Here is an 18,358-nt window from a genome sequence, read left to right as displayed (position 1 = left end):
GCATTTGATACACACGGAATAAAACTTGGAAAGGCGTTCCAGTGAATGTGAAAGAGGCGTTGGTAATTCTTAAGGGGCAAAATTCTGCGTTGGGTTTTCAAAATTTGACTGTCTGAGGCGTATGCCGAGTTTCAAATTTTGAAAGCCTGTTTTTAGCAGAATTTTGCCCCTTTAGAATTGACCCGCCGATGGAACCTGAACAGGAACACCTTTCCAAGCTTTATTCCGGTTCGGGTATCCATAGTCTTCCTGAATTAAATCCCAATTTTATGCACCTTCTCATCATCTGTAATAAATATCGCCTCCACTCCATCCATACTCTGGATCAGTTCCATTCCTTTCTCGTATCCCAGTAGAAAGCAGGTTGTGCTGAGTGCATCTGCTTTTGTAGAAGAGTCTGTGATGATCGATACACTGTAAAGATTGTTCTCGCACGGATATCCGGTCCGTGGGTCCAGGATGTGATGATATAGTTTTCCGTTTTTCTTAAAATACCGTTCATAGATTCCGGAAGTTACAACTGTCTGGTCTTTTAACTGTACAGAGGTGATAGCTTCGCCGGATTCATCGAAAGGTTTCTGGATTCCGATGTTGTATTTGCTTCCGTCGGGTTTGGTGCCGATGACATCAACGTTTCCTCCAAGATTGATGATCGCATGTTTTATCCCTTGCTTTTTGAGATATGTTTTCACCTGGTCGGCAATGTATCCTTTGGCGATGGCTCCCAGATCGATGCCGGCTTCGGGATCTTCCAGTGTAACGGTGTTATCCTGAATGTCGACCTTTGTGTAATCAACGTGGCTTACGGCCTGGGCAATGGCATCGGAAGATGGAACCGTTGGTTTATCTGCCTTGAAATCCCAGAGAGCCGATACCGGTTCAATGGTGAGATCAAATGCACCGCCGGAAAGTTCGCTGTAATGGATACCCTCCTGAATAAGATTGGCCGTTTCGGAAGAGACAGTGAAGGGCTGACCGTTTGCGTGGTTTAATTTATAAAGTTCACTGTCTGTATTGGTGGTGGAGAACATTGTGTCATATTTTTCGCAAAGTTTCTTCAGACCATCCAGAATACTTTCATCTGCAGGATCAAGGATCTGGATCTTGATGACAGTGTCAAAGAGCATGTCGGTATAAGTGAGATCCTGATCGGTCTGTGTACTGCTTTTTGCGCCGGAGCATCCGGCCAAGAGAAGAGCAGAGGCAGTGAGAACCGCACTGAGTGTTTTTATGATATTATTTTTTTTACATTTCATAATACTAATAACCTCGTAGTTGATGATTTTCTATCATGTATTTACATAACTTGTAGTATAACATGAAAAAAAACAGATGCAAACCAAACATATTTTCTTTTTTGTTGAATGGGACAATTTCTTGTGATAGAATAGTACCGTTAGTGGACAAGGAGAGAACGTATGAATTGGAAGAAAAAAGATGCGGTTCTTATATTGACAGTTCTTTTGATTGCCGGTGCAGCTTTCGGTGTACATGAATTTGCCGGCGGGGATGGAGCTGATACCGTGACTGTGAAGGTGGATGGTAAGGTGACAGGAACCTATCCGCTCGCAAAGGATCAGAAGATTAGGATCAATGGCGGTACGAATATACTTACGATAAAGAACGGAAAAGCGAAGATGACGGATGCAGACTGTCCGGATCAGTTGTGTGTACATCAGAAAGCAGCTTCAAAGAATCATGAGAGCATTATCTGTCTGCCGAATAAAGTAGTGGTTGAGGTAGACGGAAGTGAAGAAAGTGAATTCGATGCAGTGGCAAATTAGGAGGGGCATTGTGAAGAACAGAGTGGCATATTTTGGAGTGTTTACGGCACTGGCGCTGATATTCAGCTATGTGGAGACGCTGATCCCTATCAATTTCGGAATCCCGGGAGTGAAGCTCGGGCTTGCGAATCTGGTGATCGTGATCGCGTTATATAAGATGAAGCTGACGGAGGTATATCTGTTGTCTGTGGTCAGAGTACTACTGTCAGGATTCATATTTGGAAATTATTTCAGTATCATTTACAGCCTGGCCGGTGGATTGTTAAGTCTGACGGTAATGGCACTCTTGAAGAAGAGCAAAGGATTCAGTGTGATGGGAATCAGTGTGGCGGGCGGAGTGTTCCACAATGTGGGACAGCTGATCGTTGCAATGCTTGTGGTGGAGACATTCAGTGTCGGTTATTATTTCTCGGTGCTTCTGGTCGCAGGACTGATTACCGGACTGGTGATCGGGATCGTGTCGGCGGAAATGTTGAAGAGAATTAAGAATATACAGTTTTGATGGAGGAACTATGATTACATATATACGTGGAATTCTGGAAGGAATGGAAGAAGACAAGGTCATTGTAGATGTCGGCGGTGTCGGATATGGAATCTACATGGCAGGGACCGCAATGGGCAGGCTTCCGGCTCTTGGAAAAGAAGTAAAGATCCACACACATCTGCATGTTAAGGAAGATCTGATGCAGTTGTATGGCTTCCTTACCAGGGATGAACTCCGTGTGTTCCGGCTTCTGATCGGTGTCAGCGGGATCGGACCGAAAGGCGGTCTTGGAATTCTTTCGGCACTCGGACCCGATGATCTGAGATTTGCGGTTGCATCGAATGATGTAAAGGCAATACAGGCGGCACCGGGAATCGGTAAAAAGACGGCGGAGAAGCTGATTCTGGAATTAAAAGACAAGTTGAAGCTGGAGGATGCGCTTGAGAATACCGTGAATGCAGTACAGAACACGGCGGATACATCTGCAGGCATGGCAAATGAGATGACAGGAGAAGCGGTACAGGCACTGGTTGCACTCGGGTATGGCAATACCGAGGCATTAAAAGCAGTCAGACAGGTAGAGATTACGGAAGAAATGAGTGTGGAAGATGTTCTCCGTCAGTCTCTGAAATATATGTTGTAGAAGGTAAGGCAGACAGATGAGCAGAAGAATTATGACGACTGAGAATCTGGAAGAAGATGTCAGGATCGAGAATCATTTAAGACCTCAGCTTCTGGAAGATTACATTGGTCAGGCAAAAGCAAAAGAAATGCTGAAGATTTATATTGAAGCGGCAAAGGCGAGGGGCGAGGCACTGGATCATCTCTTGTTCTATGGACCTCCGGGACTTGGAAAGACGACACTTGCGGGAATCATTGCCAATGAGATGAATGTAAATATGAAGATCACATCAGGACCGGCGATCGAAAAGCCGGGAGAGATGGCGGCAATCCTGAATAACCTGCAGGAAGGGGATGTCCTTTTTGTAGATGAGATCCACCGCCTGAACCGTCAGGTGGAGGAAGTGCTGTATCCGGCGATGGAAGACTATGCGATCGATATTATGATCGGAAAGGGCGCTTCGGCAAGATCGATCCGTCTGGATCTTCCAAAATTCACCCTGGTAGGGGCAACGACAAGGGCAGGTATGCTGACAGCGCCTTTGCGGGACCGCTTCGGTGTGGTGACCAGGATGGAATATTATACGGTCGAAGAACTGAAGATGATCATTTTACGTTCGGCAAAGGTTCTGGAAGTCGGGATTGATGAAAATGGTGCATATGCGATGGCGAGACGTTCGCGGGGGACTCCGAGACTTGCCAATCGTCTGTTAAAGCGTGTCCGGGATTTTGCCCAGGTGAAATATGACGGCTACATCACAGAAGAAGTGGCGGATTATGCACTGGATCTTCTGGATGTGGATAAGGAAGGTCTGGATCAGACAGACAGAGGGATCCTTCTGGCTATGATCGGGAAATTCGGCGGCGGCCCGGTCGGATTGGAGACGCTTGCGGCATCGATCGGAGAAGATCCGGGTACGATTGAGGATGTATATGAGCCATATCTGTTGAAGAATGGGTTTATTCAGAGAACTCCAAGAGGAAGAGTCGTGACGGATGCGGCATATGCCCATCTGGGAATTTGTAAGGAAAATGAATAAAATAGTTGGTTTTTCTTACAGATTAGTTTATAATAGTTATCAGAAATTATGAAAGTTCGAGGAGGCTTCTTATGGCATCATCAAAAAACTATACAGAAGTATTAATAGGAGGAAAGGTTTTTACTTTAAGTGGATTTGAAAGTGAAGACTATTTACAGAAAGTTTCTACATATCTGAACCATAAGCTGGACGAATGCAGCAATAGTGAGGGATATCGCAAGCAGAGCGCAGAGACCAGAAGTATTCTGCTGGCGCTGAACATTGCGGATGATTACTTTAAGGCGAAGAAGCAGGGCGGTACACTGGAAAGTGATATCGAGGCAAAAGATAAAGAGATGTATGACTTAAAGCATGAACTGATATCCGTTCAGATCAAGCTGGAGAATGCAGAGAAAGCGATGGACAAGCTGAAGGAAGAGAATAAGGAACTTCAGATGAAGATCGTACAGCTGGAAACAGAGATTAAGAATAATAAGTAAGAATTAGGCTGTCACACGACAGCCTTTTTTACAAGAAAGAAAAGACAGGATAAGAGACTATGAACAGAGTGGTAGAGATATTGGCACCGGCAGGTTCGCTGGAATGCCTGCAGGCAGCAATAGCCGCAGGTGCGGATGCAGTATACCTTGGCGGTACCAGATTTGGAGCAAGGGCATATGCACAGAATCTTTCGGAAGAAGATATGGTGCAGGCAATTGAATACGTACATATTCACAGAAGAAAGATATATATGACGGTGAATACACTTCTGAAAGACAGGGAGATGGAGGAATTGTATGCATATCTGCTTCCGTATTACAGAGCGGGACTGGATGGAGTGATCGTACAGGATATCGGTGTGGTAAAGTATATCAGAGAGCATTTTCCAGAGATGCCGGTACATGCAAGTACACAGATGACCATTACCAATACGCTCGGAGCGGATCATTTAAAACAATACGGAATCACGAGAGTCGTGCCGGCGAGAGAACTTTCGCTCGGGGAAATCCGTGATATGAAGAGACAGACGGGACTGGAGATGGAATGTTTTGTACATGGAGCACTGTGCTATTGTTATTCCGGCCAGTGCCTTCTCAGCAGTATGATCGGCGGACGGAGCGGCAACAGAGGACAGTGCGCACAGCCGTGCCGTCTTCCTTATCAGATAGATGGAAAGAAACCGGCAGATCTGATGAGTCTGAAGGATCTGTGTACAATAGACATTTTGCCGGAACTGATCGATGCGGGGGTTGATTCATTTAAGATAGAAGGAAGAATGAAGCAGCCGGAATATGTCTATACGGTTGTAAAGATGTATCGGAAATATGCGGATCATTATCTTAAGCTTCAGAAAGAAGGAAAAGACAGATCGGCATACCGGGTGTCAGAGGCTGATAAACGGGAACTGCTTGCTGCTTACCAGAGGCGTGGTTATTGTGAGGGCTACTATCATCAGCATAACGGCAGAGATATGATATCATTGAAGCGTCCGAAGAATGCCAAAGATGGCAACACTGAGGAAAAACCGTGGCAGGATATAAAAGTACAAGAAAAAATTAATGGTATTTTAACATTTTCTGTCGGAAAGCGTGCTAAACTAACAGTATCGTATGGCAATATTACCGTGGAATGTACCGGTCAGGAAGTTCAGGAAGCGCAAAAGCAGCCGTTGGATCCGAAAAGAATTGAAAAACAGATGAGAAAGACCGGCAATACAGAGTTTGTGTTTGAACGTCTGAAGATCCATACAGAAGGAAATGTGTTCCTGCCGATGCAGGCGCTGAATGAACTGCGAAGAGAAGGAATCAAAGAACTGACAGAGAAGATACAGATGCAATACCGGAGAGAAAAAGCGGATTGTGAGACAGAAACAAAAAAAACCGTGGAAAAGAACAGCACCGGAAAGGAATGCAGTATATCTGCGTCTGTGCAGTCAAAAGCACAGCTTGAGGCAGCGGTAAACAGCGGAGTACGGTGTGTGTATCTGGATGAGGAGATAGAATTTGAACGTGAAAACGGCGTACAGTATTTCCTTGCGATGCCATACATTTTCAGGGAACATACGATCCGCAGATATGAACGTATGTATGCAAAAATCGAGGAAAAATATGATGGTATACTGATCCGCAACTGGGAGAGTTATGCGTGGCTCAGACAACATGCATACCAAAAAGAAATCCGCAGTGATTATAATCTCTACATTTTTAATCAAAAAGCAAAAGAAGAGTTGAAGGATCTGGGGATCGGACAGGGAACAGCACCGGTGGAATTGAATGATCGTGAGCTGGCAGAACTTGGGATAGAAGAACAGGCATTTATCGCATATGGATACCAGCCGGTGATGGTCAGTGCGGGCTGTATAAAGAAGACCAGTGCTTCCTGTGACGGAAAAGGCGGAGTACTTACGATTTCTGACCGTTATCAGAAGGAGTTTACAGTCAGATGCTATTGCAGAGACTGTTATAATGTAATGTATAATTCAGCACCGTTGTTCCTGGCGGATAAGGCGGAAGAGATCAGAAAGCTGATGCCTGCACAGATACGGCTGGATTTTACAGTTGAGAATAAAGAACAGGTAAGAGAAATCTGTAAGATATATATGAATGCATTTACAGAAGGAAAAAAGATGGAACCTCAGATACGGGAGTATACGAGGGGGCATTTTAAAAGAGGAGTAAAGTAGGTGGAAAGTTGGTAAACATAATTGTACAGTTATCAAAATATCTGATGATACTGATGATTACAGTGTATACGTATCTGTGTTTCAGTATCTTTGGATATTATGATCCGGATAAAAAGAAACGTTGTCTCAGGAAGCAGAATGTGCTGATGTTTGTGATGCATCTGACGGCATTTCTTGTGATGTATCTGGAAAAAAAGGATACAAAGATTCTGGCATTGTATCTGATGCAGGTGACGCTTCTTGGAGGAACGATCCTGTTGTATAGCTTTATTTATCCGAAAGTATCACGTCTGATTGTAAATAATATGTGTATGCTGCTCAGCATCGGTTTTATCATGATCACCAGACTGAATTATGATAAGGCTGCGAAACAGTATCTGATCGCGGCAGCAGGAATTGTGCTCTGCCTTGTGATTCCGATCATTATCCGAAAAGCACGTTTTCTGTCGGAATGGAGAATTCTTTACGGAATTATCGGTATCGTGTCGCTGGCGATAGTAGTGGTTGTAGGTAAGGTGTCTTATGGTGCAATGCTTGGCTTTACAGTTGCCGGAATCAACATCCAGCCATCAGAACTTGTGAAGATTGTCTTTGTGTTCTTCGTGGCATCGAGTTTTAAGCGTTCTACAGAATTTAAAGATATTGTGGTGACGACGGCAGTTGCAGCATTTCATGTGTTGATCCTTGTGGTATCTAAGGACCTTGGTGCGGCGCTTATTATCTTCGTCGTATATCTGGTCATGTTATATGTGGCGACACATCAGCCGCTTTATATTCTCGCAGGACTTGGTGCGGGAAGTGCCGGAGCAGTTGTGGCGTATCATCTGTTTACGCACGTTAAGACGCGTGTAAATGTATGGAGAGACCCGTTTGGAACATATGATAAAGGCGGTTATCAGGTAGCACAGTCATTATTTGCCATCGGGACCGGCGGATGGTTCGGAGCGGGACTTTATCAGGGACAGCCGGACACGATTCCGGTATCGGCAGAGGACTTCATCTTTTCTGCAATTTCAGAAGAGATGGGGCTGATCTATGCGATGTGTCTGATACTGATCTGTGTGAGCTGTTATGTGATGTTCTTAAATATCGCAATGCAGCTGCATAATCTGTTTTATAAGATGGTAGCGCTGGGACTTGGTACCTGTTATATATTCCAGGTGTTTTTAACGATCGGAGGAGCGACAAAGTTCATTCCGTCAACAGGTGTAACACTTTCGCTGGTAAGCTATGGCGGAAGTTCTCTGATCAGTACGCTGATCATGTTTGCAATTATCCAGGGACTGTATATTTTAAGAGAAGACGAGGAAGAGGATATTGAGAGAAGGAAGAAAGAACGGTTACGAGCAAAGAGAAGCCGACAGGAGAGTGCGGCGGGATATCGAGAGGCAGAATATGACCCGCAAAGAGCGAAAAGAAGCCAAAAAGCGCGAAAAGAAGCGGCTCAAGGCAAAGCGCGCAAGAAACAAAGAGTTCGCTAGAGTTACGTATGTATTCGTAGCGCTTTTTCTGGTACTGCTGGGATATATCGGATATTTTCAGGTAAAAAAAAGCCAGGAGATCATCAGAAGTCCTTATAATGCCAGACAGAATTCGAATGCAAAGAGGGTGACCCGGGGAACAATTGTGGATAGGAACGGGAACGTGCTTGCGAAGACCGATACGGCAGCAGACGGAAGCGAGACAAGAGAGTATCCTTATGGCGATGTATTTGCACATGTGGTCGGTTACAGCGTACAGGGCAAATCCGGGATCGAATCTCTGGAGAATTATGACCTGCTGACTTCGGATGAGAATTTCCTGATCAAGTTGAAGAATGAATTCCAGGATAAAAAAAATATGGGAGACACGGTTGTGACAACACTGGATGCAGACCTTCAGGAAGCGGCATATCAGGCACTGGGAGAGAAAAAAGGTGCGGTAGTGGTGATGGAGCCGAAGACAGGAAAGATCCTTGCCATGGTATCTAAGCCGGACTTTGATCCGAATACGGTAGAATCCAGCTGGAACGCTCTGAGTACAGATGAAAACAGTGTACTGTTGAATCGTGCGACACAGGGGCAGTATGCACCGGGTTCTACGTTCAAAGTAGTGACACTTCTGGAATTCATGAGGGAGAATCCGGATTACAGTTCTTATTCTTATAATTGTACCGGTTCGATCGAGAACAGTGGAATTAAGATTCACTGCTATAACGGACATGTCCACGGGCAGGTCAGTCTGGAGGAAAGTCTGGCATATTCGTGCAACACATCTTTTTCGAATATAGGACTTTCACTGGATCCGGTGAAATTTAAGAAGACGGCAGAGGAAGTTCTGTTTGAGTCAAAACTGCCTTCGGATCTTCCGTATAGTAAGAGCAGCTTTACGATGGATAGCTCTGCCGGAAACGGTACAAAGATGATGACGGCGATGGGACAGGGGGAGACGCAGGTAAGCCCGTATCATATGGCACTGATCACATCTGCTATCGCCAATGGCGGGAAGCTGATGAAGCCGTATCTGGTTGACAAGGTGACAAATGCATCGGGAGCGGTCATGAAAGAGACGGATCAGAAAGAATATAAGCAGCTTATGACAGCTGAAGAAGCTGCCCAGATCAAAGAATACATGAAGAGCGTAGTAGATTACGGTACCGCATCTGTATTGAGCGGACAGAGCTACACAGCAGCGGGAAAGACCGGTACGGCAGAATATAGTTCTGATAAAGAAAAAGACCACTCCTGGTTCATCGGTATGTCGAATGTGGAAGATCCGGAACTGGTTGTAAGTGTGATCATTGAAGCATCAGACGGAACGGCAAAGGCGGTAAATGTTGCAAAAGAGATTTTTGACTCGTATTATTAGAAGTATAGAAGGACGGGAAATATGCGATACTATAAGCATCTGTACCTGACAGAAGGACTGGAAAAGAAAAAAGAGAAAATCATCCGCAAGCTGGAAGCCGGAAAACTGCAGCCGAGTGTGCATGTGATCACGCTGGCAATCAGTGAGAAGAATCAACTGGAAATCTATCCGACACTCCAGTTTAAGCAGCCTGCATTTCCGGAACAGGATCTGTTCGTGGTAGGAATTACAAAAGGATATGAGGAAGCGGTAGAACTGGTAGAACAGATCGTACAGGAAGTATATGAACAGACGGGCGGATGTGATATACGGTCTTATATATTAGAAAAAGAGCAGGGAAGATAAGATGGTGTTACATATTCTTTTGATCATTTTAAAAATAATAGGGATCATAATTGCAGTGATTCTCGGGCTGCTGTTTCTGTTTCTGGTGACCTTTTTGTGTGTTCCGGTGAGATACCGGCTCGATGCGTCAATGCCCGGAGAGATAAAGGAAAGCAGCGCATACGGCCGCGTGACGTGGCTCTTGCGCCTGATACGGATCGATGTGTCATTTGAAGAGCAGGAGTTAAAATGGCGGGTAAGGATTGCGTGGAAATCTTTCGGAAGTGAACCGCAGAAAAGCGGACATACAGATACTGAGAAGAAAAAATCGGAAGATCGTCCGGTGAAAACAGACGTTGAGAAAACAGAAACTGCGAAGATAGAATCTGAGAAGGAGGAAGCTCATGAAAAAGAGAATACAGATTCGAAAGAAAACCGGAAAGAACAGAGAGTGGAAAGCAGTAGCAGACTATCGGAAATGGAAGAAGAGCCTGAAGAAGAAAAAAGAACTGTGGAGAGCAGTAAAACGCTTCCGGAGAATGTGGAAGAAATCCCGGAAAGTACTCCTGAAAAAGCTGGGAGATTTGCGAAGATAAAATGTACAATCTTAAAGTTCTGTGATAAGATAAAGCATACGGTTGGACATGCAGAAGAAAAGCTGGACAGCATATTGGATAAGAAAGAAAGAATTATGAAGGAATTAGAAGATCCGGTGCACAGGAAAGCTTTTTCGAAGGTGAAAAAAGAGGCGGGCAAGCTGTTAAAGCGTTGGAAGCCGAAAGTAATAAAAGGTGAAGTTCAATTTGGATTCGAAGATCCGTACCATACAGGACAGGCACTGGCGGGATTAAGTATGATCTATCCGTTTATCGGAGATCATCTGTTGGTGGAACCTGATTTTGAAAGAAGGATCCTGAAAGGGAAAGTCAGAGTTCGCGGTGGATTCCGCATGATGCCGCTGGTCTGCTTCCTGTGGAACCTGGTGTGGTGCAGCGAGATCAGAAAGACATATCATGATATCCGCAAGTTTCAATTATAGATATAGAGAATGCAAGGAGGAAAGAAGATGGCTGAGAATAATTTCAAAGGGACTGTAGAAGCGCTGTTCCATGGTATGGACGGAGTGGTATCATCCAAGACGGTAGTAGGAGAAGCAATCCATATCGGCGATACGATTATTTTACCACTGGTAGATGTATCCTTTGCGGTAGGAGCAGGTGCGTTCAACGCAGATAAGAAAGAAAAAGGTGCCGGAGGTATCGGTGGGAAGATGACACCAAGTGCGGTGCTGGTCATTCAGAATGGTCACACCAAGCTTGTGAACATCAAGAATCAGGATACGATCACGAAGCTGCTGGATATGGTACCGGATGTGATGGATCGTTTTACATCCCGAAAAGAAGATAACGTTACGGAAGAGGATGTGAATAAGATCCTCGACGAAGCAGAAAAATAGCAGACATTTTTTTAGGCAGTGTACATATAATGTACAAAAAGCAGGTGTGTGTCTGTGAAAAGAATCGTAGGATTTGCATTGTTCTGGATAGCGGCAGGAATGCTTCTGGCACTGGTCATACCAGGTTTGTTCTGCCAGATTTTGTGTATGATCCTGTGCGTTGCAGTGGGATATTGCCTGTTTTGTTGCTGAAAATCGAAAAGTAAACAAAAAAATATCAAATAACTCTTGCAATTCTTGCAACAGTCTGCTAGAATAACTATTGTTGCGAGTTCGGACAAAGAACTTATTATGAGCGTTAGGAGGTGCAGTCATGGCAAAATGTGCTATTTGTGAAAAGGGTGCTCACTTTGGAAACAATGTCAGCCACTCTCATAGAAAATCACCAAAGATGTGGAAATCAAATGTAAAATCTGTTCGCGTGAAAACCGAAAACGGAGCTACAAAGAAGATGTATGTTTGTACTTCTTGTTTGAAATCAGGAAAAGTTGAGCGTGCATAAGATGTATTGAAACTCAGATTTCGATGTGTGGAATCTGAGTTTTTTTGCGCAATAAGAACTATTGTAATTAGCGGAAAAACAGAGTATAATAAAATATATTATGTTTTGATTTAGATAGAAGATAATAAAAGAAGTGGAGGTTTTGCTATGAAAGGGTGTATGAGTACAGATTTGGGAATTATTACCATTGATCCTGAAGTAATTGCAAAATATGCAGGAACAGTGGCGGTTGAATGTTTTGGTATTGTTGGAATGGCAGCTGTAAATATGAAAGATGGCCTGGTTCATCTGCTGAAAAAGGAGAGTCTGACAAGAGGAATCCATGTAAATATAAGTGATGATAATCATATCAGTATTGACTTCCACATTATTGTGGCATACGGTGTAAGCATTTCCGCTGTAACAGATAATCTGATCAGTGATGTGAAGTACAGAGTGGAAGAATTTTCCGGTATGCAGGTAGATAAGATCAACGTCTATATTGAAGGCGTAAGAGTCATTGATTAGTTTGTGGATTTTAAGGAGGAACGTAAGAAGTGGCTACGAAAACGATTAATGTGGACGTGCTTGCAAAGATGTTTCTTGCAGGTGCTCAGAACATTGAAGCAAAGAAAGACTATATCAACGAATTGAATGTATTCCCGGTACCAGATGGAGATACAGGTACAAATATGTCTATGACGATCATGTCAGCGGCAAAAGAAGTAACAGCATTAAATAACCCGGAGATGAAGGATCTTGCAAAGGCAATCTCTTCCGGATCCCTGCGCGGGGCGAGAGGTAACTCAGGAGTTATCTTATCTCAGCTTTTAAGAGGATTTACAAAGGCGATCAAAGAAGAGAAAGAGATTGATGTGCTTGCACTTGCTGCGGCATGCCAGAGAGCAAGAGATACTGCTTACAAGGCTGTTATGAAGCCGAAGGAAGGAACCATCCTTACTGTTGCCAGCGGAATTGCGACAAAGGCAGCAGAGATGGCTGAAGAGACAGATGATCTGGAAGTATTCATCCCGGCTGTGATCGAATATGCAGAGGAAGTGTTGAATAAGACACCAGAGATGCTTCCGGTATTAAAAGAAGCAGGTGTGGTAGATTCCGGCGGACAGGGACTTCTGGAAGTGATTAAAGGCGGATATGATGCATTCCTTGGTAAAGAGATTGATTACAGTTCGATCAAACCAAGTACAAGTGTTACCGTGAATAAGGTGAATGCAGAAGATACGGCAGATATCAAATTTGGATATTGTACAGAATTTATCATTCTGACAGAAAAAGAATTTACCGAAGAAGATGAACATGAATTCAAGAAATTCTTAAGCTCGATCGGAGATTCCATCGTATGTGTTGCGGATGATGATGTCGTGAAGATCCACGTACACACCAATGATCCGGGACTTGCGATCCAGAAAGCGCTGACTTATGGACAGCTTTCTAAGATGAAGATTGATAATATGCGTGAAGAACATCAGGAAAAACTGATCCGTGATGCGGAGAAGCTTGCAGAAGAACAGGCAAAAGAAGAAGCTGCATACGAAGAAAAGAAGACAGCAGAGCCGAGAAAGGCAATGGGATTCATTACCGTTTCCATTGGAGCCGGTATGAATGAGATATTCAAAGAACTGGGTGCAGATTATATCATCGAAGGCGGACAGACCATGAATCCAAGTACAGAGGACATGCTGAATGCTATCGATCAGGTAAATGCAGATACGGTATTTATCCTTCCGAACAACAAGAACATTATTCTGGCAGCAAACCAGGCAAAATCATTGGTAGAAGATAAAGAGATCATCGTAATCCCTACCAAAACTGTACCACAGGGAATTACAGCGATCATTAACTTTATGCCGGACGCAGATGTCAAGACAAATGAAGAGGCTATGCTGGAAGAGATTAAGAATGTAAAGACCGGTCAGATGACGTATGCGGTAAGAGATACACATATCGATGACAAAGAGATCCATGAAGGAGATATCATGGGTATCGGTGACAGTGGAATCCTTGCGGTAGGAAAAGATCTGGAAGAGACCACAAAAGAACTGATCGCGAATCTGGTAGATGAAGATTCCGAACTGATCAGTATCTATTACGGAGAGGAAGTATCAGAAGAAGAGGCGGAGAAATTCGCAGGAGAGATCGAAGAACTGTATCCGGATGTAGATGTGGATATTCAGTTTGGCGGACAGCCGATCTATTACTATGTGCTTGCTGTAGAGTAAGAGATAAAGTATAGAATTATATACAGAACCGGATCTGTATATCCAGAGTGAGAGAAGCTCCTGGTATATAGATCCGGTTCTTTGTATCCGGATGAGTTTTGTGATGAAGAGATTGGATTTACAGGATGGAGGGAAGGAAGCATCGTATGATAGAAAAGACAGATATCGGAGATTTGAAAGGAATCGGAGAGAAGACGAAAAAGCTCTTCGAAAAGATCAATATACATACGGTAGGTGATCTGATCCGTTATTATCCGCATGGATATGATGTGTACGAGGAAGCGGTGCCTGTCAGTGAACTGGAAGAAGACAAGATCCAGACCGTTACAGGCGCAATCTACGGTCGTGTGCAGGTATCCGGAAGCAGCCGGATGCAGGTGACAACGCTGTATGTAAAAGATATTACCGGAATATTAAAGGTAATCTGGTTTCGTATGCCATTCTTGCGGAATACGTTATCCGGCGGAGGCGTGATCACCCTGCGTGGAAGAGTCGTTCGCAAGAAAACGGGTGATCTGGTTATGGAGCATCCGGAGATCTTCTACCCATCTGCAAAATACGAAGAGAAACTGCATACATTACAGCCGGTCTATGGTCTGACCTCCGGACTATCCAACAACATGGTCATGAAGGCTATGAAACAGGCTCTGGACGGCCTGGATCTTACCAGAGAGATTCTGCCGGATTCCCTGCGTTTGAAATATGGTCTGGCGGAATATAACTATGCTGTGAGAGGAATCCATTTTCCCGAAGATAAAGAAGTCTTTTATCATGCGAGAGAACGTCTGGTATTCGAGGAATTCTTAGAGTTTATTCTGTCGATCAGGAGATTAAAGGAGAAAAATGAACGTCTGGAAAACAATTATCCGATGCAGCCACGCCCGGAGGTAGAGACATTTCTGAAGAGTCTGCCGTTTGAACTGACCGGCGCACAGACAAAGGTCTGGAAAGAGATTGAAAAAGATCTCGGTTCGGAGAAGACGATGTCAAGGCTGGTGCAGGGAGATGTGGGCTCCGGTAAGACGATCGTTGCGGTGCTTGCACTGATGAATGCGGCATTCAATGGCTGTCAGGGAGCAATGATGGCACCGACAGAAGTGCTTGCAAGACAGCATTATGAGAATATTACGAAGATGTTCGAAGAGTATGATATTCCGATCAAGGTAGAACTTCTGACGGGATCTATGACAGCAAAAGAAAAACGGCGGGCATATGACCGTATCGAGTGCGGTCTGGCGAAAATCATCATTGGAACACATGCGCTGATCCAGGGGGCCGTAAGTTATGATAATCTGGGACTTGTTATAACCGATGAGCAGCATAGATTTGGAGTAAAACAGAGAGAAACATTTGCGTTAAAAGGCGGGGAGCCGCACGTGTTAGTCATGAGTGCGACACCGATTCCGCGAACACTTGCCATCATTTTATACGGAGATCTGGACATCTCGGTGATCGATGAACTTCCTGCAAATCGTCTGCCGATCAAAAACTGCGTGGTAGATACCGGATACCGCAACACGGCCTACAATTTCATGAAAAAGCAGATCGCAGAAGGACGGCAGTGCTATGTAATCTGCCCTATGGTAGAAGAAAGTGAGACGATGGAAGCGGAAAATGTTACGGATTATACGGTGGCACTTCAGGAAGAGATGGGAGAACAGATTCAGGTAGCCTGTCTGCATGGCAAGATGAAGCAGGCACAGAAAGACGATATCATGGATCGTTTCGGAAGAAATGAGATCCAGGTACTGGTATCGACAACTGTGATCGAAGTCGGAATCGATGTGCCGAATGCAACGGTTATGATGATTGAAAATGCAGAGCGTTTCGGTCTTGCTCAGCTTCACCAGTTGAGAGGACGTGTGGGACGTGGAAAACACCAGTCCTATTGTATCTTCATGAGTGCGTCAAAATCGAAAGAAACAAAAAAACGGCTGGATATCCTGAATCATTCGAATGACGGATTCAAGATCGCAAGTGAAGACTTAAGACTCCGCGGACCGGGAGACCTTTTTGGAATCCGTCAGAGTGGTCTTATGAACTTTAAACTGGGGGATGTCTATCAGGATGCGAAGATCCTTCAGATGGCAAACGAGGCGGCAGACCAGCTCACAGAAGAAGATGAAGAATGGATCCGGAAACTGCCGAATTATGAGAATGCGGCGGAAGTTGTGCTGTAATCGGATTGTTTATCTGGTACATTCCGCAGATATGGATGGATATAGCGGCAAAAAAATAATCAACACATGACAACTTCGTATGATAGAAGTCATGTGTTGATTTTTTGATCTTTTAGTTTTTCATTCTGTGTTTACAGCTTGTTACAGATACTGTGCAGTTATTTACCTGCCATCTGTTTTTCCTGCTGTTCGATCATTTTCTTGACCATATAACCGCCGACAGATCCATTCTGTCTGGATGTCAGGTCTCCGTTGTAGCCATCTGATAACGGAACTCCAAGTTCACTTGCTACCTCGTACTTGAATTTGTCTAATGCACCCTTTGCTTCAGGTACGGCTGTTTTGTTTGATGAACGATTTGCCATTTTTTATACTCCTCCTTTTGGTAACTTTGTAACTTTTTCCTTGTCGTTACATCTATAGTATGTGGAGAAATACAATTAATACACTAGAAGTGTTTTCATAATCTGGAAATATTTTCAGATTAAAAATGACTATTCGTCCCAGCCTTCGTAGAAGCGGATGTTCATAGAAATATTGCGGACGATCTCGCCTTCTTTTACTTCAATATCTTCAATGTCAGATACATATGGGATCAATGGATCATCTTCGGAAAGTTCCAGTGTGATCCAGTCGCGTGCCGCTTCGTTGGCACTTTCAATGGCATCATCTAAAGTCTCGCCTTCACCATAACAACATTCCAGATCCGGGAAATATCCTTTATAGTGTCCTTCTTCGGTTTTGTGAAATACTGCAGGGTATATGAATTTCATAATTTGTCATCCTTTCAAAATGTGTTCCTGTCTATTATATGATTTTCGGAGTGGGAAAACAATAGGTGGATGGAATAATGTACAATTTCTCAGAGTAAGATAATAATAATCGAAAAGATGTCAGCGAGGAATCAGATGCGATGCGGCATAGACGATGTATCAGTGCAATACTAATGTCTTTTGTACTATTTTTACAACCGGTATATGCAGTTCCGCCGGAAGAGAATCAACCGGAAAATTCACAAGAAAATAATACAGAAAATGAGAAAAGACAACAGGAGCAGATCAGTGCACCGTCGGCAATTCTGATGGAAGCGTCAACAGGACAGATCATATATGAGAAAAATCCGGATGAGAAATTACCACCGGCAAGTGTAACAAAAGTTATGACATTGCTGTTGATATTCGATGCACTGGAAAGCGGCCAGATCAAGCTGGCGGATGAAGTGACAACATCTGAATATGCGGCGTCCATGGGCGGTTCACAGGTGTTTCTGGAGCCTGGGGAGACACAGACGGTAGATACGCTGATCAAATGTATCTCTGTAGCCAGCGCAAACGATGCCTGTGTATCAATGGCTGAATATATCTGTGGAAACGAAGAAGAATTTGTTGCAAAGATGAACAAACGGGCAAAGGATCTTGACATGAAAAATACACATTTTGTAAATTGCAACGGATTGGATGCAGACGGTCATCTGACAACGGCAAGGGATATTGCACTGATGTCAAAAGAACTGATCATTACATATCCGCAGATCTTCGATTACTGCAACATCTGGATGGAGAATATCACACATAAAACTCAAAAGGGCGAATCAGAATTCGGACTTACGAATACAAACAAACTGATCCGTCAGTATGAATATGCAACTGGGTTAAAGACCGGCTCTACCGGTAAAGCCAAATTCTGTGTATCCGCAACCGGAAGGAAAGACGACATCGATCTGATTGCCGTGATCATGGCAGCAGACGACAGCAAAGCCAGAGTTAGAGATGCGATCACTTTATTGAATTATGGTTTCGGAAAATGTCAGAAATATACAGAAAAAGAACAAAAGAAGATATCACCGGTCGAAGTCAGAGGCGGGACGGAAAAAGAGGTGAAGGTACGTCAGAAAGATACATTCACCTACGTGGACACCACAGGCGCTGACCTGTCTAAAATAAAGAGCAAAACAAGAAAAGACAAGAATGTAAAAGCACCATTAAAAAAAGGCGAAAAAGTAGGTGAAACAGTCTATTATCTGGATAGAAAAAAGATTGGAGCAAGAGATATTGTTACGACAGAAAAAGTTGAGAAACAAAATTACGGCAGTGCGTTGGAAAATGTGCTGGAAGAGTATTTTGGGATTTAATTAAATTGGGATTTAATTTATTAACGTAGTTGGCCTCTCGATCCTTGAAGAAAACAGTATAAAGTGGTTCTGGTTCAGGTTCCATGCTCTAAGAAAAACTAAGAGAGC

General features: G+C 43.9%; 20 protein-coding genes. 17 read left to right on the top strand and 3 right to left on the bottom strand.

Features of this window, described 5'->3' with window-relative positions; all coding sequences use genetic code 11:
• Positions 1-254: 254 nt before the first annotated feature.
• Positions 255-1,256, bottom strand: a complete 1,002-nt coding sequence (locus GT508_RS13795; RefSeq protein WP_161144471.1) for an FAD:protein FMN transferase — start codon at positions 1,254-1,256, stop codon at positions 255-257.
• Between the two features lie 162 nt (positions 1,257-1,418).
• On the opposite strand from GT508_RS13795, the gene GT508_RS13790 reads away from it, so the two are divergent.
• From GT508_RS13790 to recG, 16 genes are all read left to right on the top strand, one after another.
• Entirely contained in the window at positions 1,419-1,784 is a 366-nt protein-coding gene (locus tag GT508_RS13790; protein ID WP_022415565.1) for a NusG domain II-containing protein, read from the top strand.
• 10 nt (positions 1,785-1,794) lie between these two features.
• Positions 1,795-2,286, top strand: a complete 492-nt coding sequence (locus tag GT508_RS13785) for a Gx transporter family protein (protein WP_022415564.1) — start codon at positions 1,795-1,797, stop codon at positions 2,284-2,286.
• Between the two features lie 10 nt (positions 2,287-2,296).
• The gene (ruvA, locus tag GT508_RS13780; protein ID WP_118225683.1) at positions 2,297-2,911 is read left to right on the top strand and encodes a Holliday junction branch migration protein RuvA; all 615 of its coding nucleotides are present in this window, start codon (positions 2,297-2,299) and stop codon (positions 2,909-2,911) included.
• Positions 2,912-2,927: 16 nt separating this feature from the next.
• Complete coding sequence (gene ruvB, locus GT508_RS13775) at positions 2,928-3,929, top strand: Holliday junction branch migration DNA helicase RuvB (protein WP_117597388.1); 1,002 nt, start codon at positions 2,928-2,930, stop codon at positions 3,927-3,929.
• A gap of 71 nt (positions 3,930-4,000) precedes the next feature.
• Positions 4,001-4,408 carry a cell division protein ZapA gene (gene zapA / locus GT508_RS13770; protein WP_006427639.1) on the top strand — a complete coding sequence of 136 codons (408 nt, stop codon included), beginning with the start codon at positions 4,001-4,003 and terminating at the stop codon, positions 4,406-4,408.
• Between the two features lie 59 nt (positions 4,409-4,467).
• A complete protein-coding gene (locus GT508_RS13765; protein WP_161144469.1) occupies positions 4,468-6,591 on the top strand; it encodes a U32 family peptidase in 2,124 nt (707 codons plus the stop codon).
• 8 nt (positions 6,592-6,599) lie between these two features.
• A complete protein-coding gene (locus GT508_RS13760) occupies positions 6,600-8,072 on the top strand; it encodes an FtsW/RodA/SpoVE family cell cycle protein (protein WP_161144468.1) in 1,473 nt (490 codons plus the stop codon).
• 37 nt (positions 8,073-8,109) lie between these two features.
• The gene (locus GT508_RS13755; RefSeq protein WP_161144472.1) at positions 8,110-9,438 is read left to right on the top strand and encodes a peptidoglycan D,D-transpeptidase FtsI family protein; all 1,329 of its coding nucleotides are present in this window, start codon (positions 8,110-8,112) and stop codon (positions 9,436-9,438) included.
• A gap of 21 nt (positions 9,439-9,459) precedes the next feature.
• Entirely contained in the window at positions 9,460-9,783 is a 324-nt protein-coding gene (locus GT508_RS13750; protein WP_055283808.1) for a hypothetical protein, read from the top strand.
• A gap of 1 nt (position 9,784) precedes the next feature.
• The gene (locus tag GT508_RS13745) at positions 9,785-10,801 is read left to right on the top strand and encodes a DUF2953 domain-containing protein (RefSeq protein ID WP_161144467.1); all 1,017 of its coding nucleotides are present in this window, start codon (positions 9,785-9,787) and stop codon (positions 10,799-10,801) included.
• Positions 10,802-10,828: 27 nt separating this feature from the next.
• Positions 10,829-11,218, top strand: a complete 390-nt coding sequence (locus GT508_RS13740; protein ID WP_055283804.1) for a GerW family sporulation protein — start codon at positions 10,829-10,831, stop codon at positions 11,216-11,218.
• Positions 11,219-11,272: 54 nt separating this feature from the next.
• Complete coding sequence (locus GT508_RS14485; protein ID WP_171029403.1) at positions 11,273-11,410, top strand: hypothetical protein; 138 nt, start codon at positions 11,273-11,275, stop codon at positions 11,408-11,410.
• A 121-nt stretch (positions 11,411-11,531) separates the two neighbouring features.
• The gene (gene rpmB, locus GT508_RS13735; protein WP_022415556.1) at positions 11,532-11,720 is read left to right on the top strand and encodes a 50S ribosomal protein L28; all 189 of its coding nucleotides are present in this window, start codon (positions 11,532-11,534) and stop codon (positions 11,718-11,720) included.
• 147 nt (positions 11,721-11,867) lie between these two features.
• Positions 11,868-12,227, top strand: a complete 360-nt coding sequence (locus GT508_RS13730; protein ID WP_022415555.1) for an Asp23/Gls24 family envelope stress response protein — start codon at positions 11,868-11,870, stop codon at positions 12,225-12,227.
• Between the two features lie 29 nt (positions 12,228-12,256).
• Positions 12,257-13,939, top strand: a complete 1,683-nt coding sequence (locus tag GT508_RS13725) for a DAK2 domain-containing protein (protein ID WP_161144466.1) — start codon at positions 12,257-12,259, stop codon at positions 13,937-13,939.
• 146 nt (positions 13,940-14,085) lie between these two features.
• Positions 14,086-16,119: an ATP-dependent DNA helicase RecG gene (gene recG, locus GT508_RS13720; protein WP_161144465.1), complete on the top strand. Its 2,034-nt coding sequence runs from the start codon at positions 14,086-14,088 to the stop codon at positions 16,117-16,119.
• A 158-nt stretch (positions 16,120-16,277) separates the two neighbouring features.
• Here recG and GT508_RS13715 read toward each other — a convergent pair whose 3' ends face one another.
• Together GT508_RS13715 and GT508_RS13710 are read right to left on the bottom strand one after the other, a co-directional pair.
• A complete protein-coding gene (locus tag GT508_RS13715) occupies positions 16,278-16,484 on the bottom strand; it encodes an alpha/beta-type small acid-soluble spore protein (RefSeq protein WP_028085823.1) in 207 nt (68 codons plus the stop codon).
• A gap of 129 nt (positions 16,485-16,613) precedes the next feature.
• A complete protein-coding gene (locus GT508_RS13710; protein WP_028085822.1) occupies positions 16,614-16,892 on the bottom strand; it encodes a type II toxin-antitoxin system HicB family antitoxin in 279 nt (92 codons plus the stop codon).
• 173 nt (positions 16,893-17,065) lie between these two features.
• Between GT508_RS13710 and GT508_RS13705 the strand changes: the two genes are divergently transcribed.
• The gene (locus GT508_RS13705) at positions 17,066-18,250 is read left to right on the top strand and encodes a D-alanyl-D-alanine carboxypeptidase family protein (RefSeq protein WP_192934831.1); all 1,185 of its coding nucleotides are present in this window, start codon (positions 17,066-17,068) and stop codon (positions 18,248-18,250) included.
• The last annotated feature ends 108 nt before the right edge of the window (positions 18,251-18,358 follow it).

The sequence above is a fragment of the Dorea sp. BIOML-A1 genome, assembly GCF_009875615.1.
Taxonomy (GTDB): Bacteria; Bacillota; Clostridia; order Lachnospirales; family Lachnospiraceae; genus Dorea_A; species Dorea_A amylophila.
Note: the sequence above shows the minus strand (reverse complement) of the source record. Positions and strands in the feature narration are given on the sequence as shown.

Excerpts from the sequence above, each read along its gene's own strand:
- GT508_RS13710 (WP_028085822.1), bottom strand. The coding sequence starts at position 16,892 with ATGAAATTCATATACCCTGCAGTATTTCACAAAACCGAAGAAGGACAC.
- ruvB (WP_117597388.1), top strand. The coding sequence starts at position 2,928 with ATGAGCAGAAGAATTATGACGACTGAGAATCTGGAAGAAGATGTCAGG.
- recG (WP_161144465.1), top strand. The coding sequence starts at position 14,086 with ATGATAGAAAAGACAGATATCGGAGATTTGAAAGGAATCGGAGAGAAG.
- zapA (WP_006427639.1), top strand. The coding sequence starts at position 4,001 with ATGGCATCATCAAAAAACTATACAGAAGTATTAATAGGAGGAAAGGTT.
- rpmB (WP_022415556.1), top strand. The coding sequence starts at position 11,532 with ATGGCAAAATGTGCTATTTGTGAAAAGGGTGCTCACTTTGGAAACAAT.
- GT508_RS13705 (WP_192934831.1), top strand. The coding sequence starts at position 17,066 with ATGTCTTTTGTACTATTTTTACAACCGGTATATGCAGTTCCGCCGGAA.
- GT508_RS13790 (WP_022415565.1), top strand. The coding sequence starts at position 1,419 with ATGAATTGGAAGAAAAAAGATGCGGTTCTTATATTGACAGTTCTTTTG.
- GT508_RS13745 (WP_161144467.1), top strand. The coding sequence starts at position 9,785 with ATGGTGTTACATATTCTTTTGATCATTTTAAAAATAATAGGGATCATA.
- GT508_RS13730 (WP_022415555.1), top strand. The coding sequence starts at position 11,868 with ATGAAAGGGTGTATGAGTACAGATTTGGGAATTATTACCATTGATCCT.
- GT508_RS13740 (WP_055283804.1), top strand. The coding sequence starts at position 10,829 with ATGGCTGAGAATAATTTCAAAGGGACTGTAGAAGCGCTGTTCCATGGT.
- ruvA (WP_118225683.1), top strand. The coding sequence starts at position 2,297 with ATGATTACATATATACGTGGAATTCTGGAAGGAATGGAAGAAGACAAG.
- GT508_RS13750 (WP_055283808.1), top strand. The coding sequence starts at position 9,460 with ATGCGATACTATAAGCATCTGTACCTGACAGAAGGACTGGAAAAGAAA.
- GT508_RS13795 (WP_161144471.1), bottom strand. The coding sequence starts at position 1,256 with ATGAAATGTAAAAAAAATAATATCATAAAAACACTCAGTGCGGTTCTC.
- GT508_RS13715 (WP_028085823.1), bottom strand. The coding sequence starts at position 16,484 with ATGGCAAATCGTTCATCAAACAAAACAGCCGTACCTGAAGCAAAGGGT.
- GT508_RS13765 (WP_161144469.1), top strand. The coding sequence starts at position 4,468 with ATGAACAGAGTGGTAGAGATATTGGCACCGGCAGGTTCGCTGGAATGC.